This window comes from Actinomycetota bacterium, assembly GCA_019347575.1.
Classification (GTDB): Bacteria; Actinomycetota; Nitriliruptoria; order Nitriliruptorales; family Nitriliruptoraceae; genus JAHWKY01.
Window position 1 is genome coordinate 36631 of the sequence record JAHWKY010000038.1, and the last position, 3732, is coordinate 40362.

At 72.8% G+C, this 3732-nt stretch carries 4 protein-coding genes; all 4 read left to right on the forward strand.

Going from position 1 to position 3732, the window contains the following annotated elements; genetic code table 11:
- The first annotated feature begins 106 nt into the window (after positions 1-106).
- Entirely contained in the window at positions 107-529 is a 423-nt protein-coding gene (locus tag KY469_19220; protein MBW3665230.1) for a hypothetical protein, read from the forward strand.
- Entirely contained in the window at positions 526-837 is a 312-nt protein-coding gene (locus KY469_19225; protein ID MBW3665231.1) for a DUF5615 family PIN-like protein, read from the forward strand. The genes KY469_19220 and KY469_19225 overlap by 4 nt, the downstream gene beginning before the upstream one ends.
- Before the next feature lie 271 nt (positions 838-1108).
- Positions 1109-1399, forward strand: a complete 291-nt coding sequence (locus KY469_19230) for a hypothetical protein (GenBank protein MBW3665232.1) — start codon at positions 1109-1111, stop codon at positions 1397-1399.
- Positions 1400-1562: 163 nt separating this feature from the next.
- Positions 1563-3732, forward strand: a 2170-nt coding sequence (locus KY469_19235; protein MBW3665233.1) for an AAA family ATPase, incomplete at its 3' end; no start/stop codon positions are given.

A 3732-nucleotide genomic window follows, 5' to 3' on the forward strand; every position in this document is an offset into this window, starting at 1 on the left:
CAAGCACCGGTCGAACGAACGCAGATCATAACCGGCCGTGTGTCTCCGGCACCCACACTGCGAGCGCTACACCCCTTTACATTGCAAGGACGATAAGGAAGCAGCGGTGACGGTCCCGGTGTCCTACCGATTGGACGAGGGCCTCAAGCGCCGTCTCTCGGAGCAGGCGGCTGTGGAGGGGGTGACCGAGACGGGGCTGGTGGCACGCATCCTCGATGAGGCGCTCAAGGTCGCGGCGCACCCCGGCATCGTCTACCGCGACGGACCCACGGGGCGGCGGGCCGCGCTCGCGGCTGGTCCCGACGTGTGGGAGGTCATCAACGGTGTCCGTCACGCGCGTGGCCGCGGCGAGAAGCGGATCGGCAACGCTGCTGAGCAGATGGGCCTGCCCGAGCGACTCGTGCGGCTGGCGGTCAACTTCGCGGCTGCCTACCCCGACGAGATCGAGGAGCGCATCGCCATGAACGCGGCGGCCGCTGAGAGGGCGCGGGCGTTGGCAGAGGAGCGGGAGCGTCTGCTGGCGTCGTGAGGTTCCTCATCGACGAGATGTTCGCTGCGGACGTCGCCGATCAGCTGCGTGATGTCGGTCACGACCCGGTTCACGTTTCAGAGGTTGGGCTGGGAGCAGGCGCCGACGGCGACGTGCTGGGATTCGCGGCCACCGAGGGTCGGGTCGTCGTCACGGAGAATGCCGCCGACTTCCTCCCGCTGCTCGACGCGCAGATCGCAGCGGGGGTCGCGGTCGCGCCGGTCGTCATCGTGCTGAAGGGGAAGCTCCCGCGCCGCTCGGGGGGCGATGAGCCACGCCCGCGTAGTCAAGCTCGACGCCTGGGCTGAGCGATGGACTGATCCCTACCACTACGTCCACTGGCTGACGTGAGCGACGACGCCAATATCGCGAGTGCGTTGTCCGAGCCCTCCCTTGCCAAGGTGGGGGTCGCGGGTTCGAATCCCGTCGTCCGCTCCACACGATCCCGGCGTGAGATCGCCGGGTTCCGCCGTTCCTGCCCCGTTGGCTGCACATGCCCTCCAATCGGCACGTCCGGAAGGCAGCGGCGGCGAGGGCGGTCTGGCGTCATCTACTGCCCTGGGGCTGTGTGAATCCTGTGTGAATCGCAGCGCCGATGCGATCTCGACGGCGGTGTACGGGTACGCCGTCTGCGACACCGACCTCTGCGACGCGCCGAACTGGATCGTCGACCAGGCCGCGTGGGAGGCCCTCGGAGGGACGACCGCCGCCCGCACCTTCGTGCGCACCGCCGCCGAGCCGCAGAACGACGGGACGGCCACGTCGGGCACCGTCAGGGTCTCGCTCGGCGAGCTCGCCGTCGGCGCGGGCCTGGTCCGCATCGTGGGAGCGCTCCTGCCGGAGCCCACGCAGGCGAACCACCACCCCTAGGGGGCTCTCCGCGTACGCGGAGACCCCGGCGGGGTACCGGGTGTTCGAGAACCTCGTGGACTGGCGCCGCCCGCGGTCGTGACGGCACGAGGACCGCGCACCCCCGCGGCCCGACGCCCCGGCGCCTACCCTCGCCCCCATGGGTCGGGGTGGGCTGCCGTTCGTGGGACGCGAGGCCGAGCTCGCGGTCGCGCTCGACGTCGTGGACCGGGTCGCGGCGGCGACGGGGCAGGCGCTGGTCATCGAGGGCGAGGCCGGGATCGGCAAGACCCGGATGGTCGACGAGTTGCTGCGTACGGTCCGGCAGCGGGGCTGGCAGCTGGTCCGCGGGGCGGCTCGCCCGTTGGAGACGGAGATGGCGTTCGCGCCGTGGGTGGACGCACTCGGCCTCCATCCCGACGCCCCGGAGGAGCGCCGTGCCGCGATCGCGCGGCTGATGCTCGGGGACCCGGACAGTCCCGGATCGGCCGGTCCCGAGATGGGCACGGGCACCTCGCGGCAGGCACAGCTCGTCCAGGCGATCATCGACGTGATCGTCGACCGCTGCGATGCGGGACCGGTGGTGCTGGCCCTCGAGGACGTCCACTGGATCGACGGTCCCAGCCTCGCCGTGGTCGACCGGCTCGCACGGCGCCTGGCGCACCTCCCGCTGCTGGTGATCCTGAGCGCTCGCCCGTACCCGCGCAGCCCGGAGCTGCACGGCGTGCTGGACCGTCTGACGACGAGCGGAGCGGGGCACCTGCCGCTCGCTGGACTACCCGACGGGGCCACCGCACGGCTCGCCGCCGCCGTCCTGCGGCAGGAGCCGGGACCCACGGTCCTGGCGGCGCTCAACGCCGCCGCGGGCAACCCCCTGTTCGTCGCTGAGCTGCTCGCCGCCCTGCGCGAGGATGGGGCGTTCGAGCCGCGCGACGGGGTGGTCGAGCTGCACACCGCCCGGTTGCCACCGTCGCTACGACTGACCCTCCTGCGACGTCTGAGCGTCCTCCCCGAGGACACCGTCGAGCTGCTCCGCCTGGCCGCCGTGCTCGGGACCGCGTTCGCACCCGACGCACTCGCGGTCGTGGCTCGCCGTCCCGAGGTCGACGTCGTGCGCGATCTGGAACCCGCCCGGCGAGCGGGTCTACTCGACAGTGGCGACCATGGGCTGACGTTCCACCACGACCTCATCCGTGACGCCGTGTACGAGGACCTGCCTGGGGCCGCGCGCCAGGTCCTGCACGGAGCTGCCGCGCAGGCGCTCGCGGACGCGGGGTACCCGCCGGAGGTCACGGCTCCGCACCTGCTCCGTGGAACGCTCGAGGCGGACGAGAGGACGCTGACGGATCTCCGAGCGGTGGCTTCGGCGCTCGGGGTCCGGGCTCCCGATCTGGCCGTCCAGCTGCTCGAACGTGCCGTCGAGCTGGCGGATCGCGGTAGCCGTGACGAGCTGCGGGTGGAGCTGGCCAGGGCCATGGGGTGGGCGCACCGCCCCCGCGATGCGGCCGCCTTGGCGGACGAACTGCTGGAGCGCCTGGATCGGGGTCCGCTGCGCCGTACCGCGCTGTTGATCCGGGTCTCGCAGGCGCAGTTCCTCGGCGGGTTCGAGCGGTACGGCGAGCGGCTCGAGGCCGCCGCGACCGAGCCCGACGCGTCGCCCGGCGAGCGCGCCCGCCTGCTCGCCCTCGCGACCGCGGCCTGCGTCGACGGCGGCGACCCGGAACGCGCGGAGGCGGTCGGGAGGCGCGCGACCGACGCAGCCCGGCATGCGGCCGATGATATCGCGCTCTGCGCGGCGCTGGTCTCGATGGCGGTCGCCGCCCTGGCGTCCATGGACGACGGGCACGGGCGTCACGTCCCGGCCGAGGCCGGCGGCCTCGCCATCAGCCGCGCGCGCGAGGCCGTCGACGTCGCCCGACGCAGTGACGATCCCGAGCTGCCGCTCGTCGTCGCGCCCGCAGTGACCTTGGCGATGACCCTGGGGACCTTCCCGCAGCACCGCGGGGAGGCGATCGAGCTCAGCCAGGGCGGACTCGTCGACGCTGAGCAGCGGGGCCTGCCGGCCTTCGCCGCCACGTACCACATGACTCTCGGCGTGAACCTCTACCGGGCCGGTCGCTGGGACGAGGCGACCACCGAGCTCGAGAGCGCCGTCGAGCGTTGCCTCGAGCTGGACACGACGGGACCGTTGGTCGACATCTCGTGTCGCCTCGCCCGCATCGCGGTGCGCCGGGACGATCTCGCCGGGGCGGAGCGGTGGATCGCCCGGGCGGAGGCCGCCCAGGGCCCGGCCCCATCGACCGCGTACGCGGTGTTCGCGGTCCTCGCCCGGGCGACACTGTTGGAGGCGACCG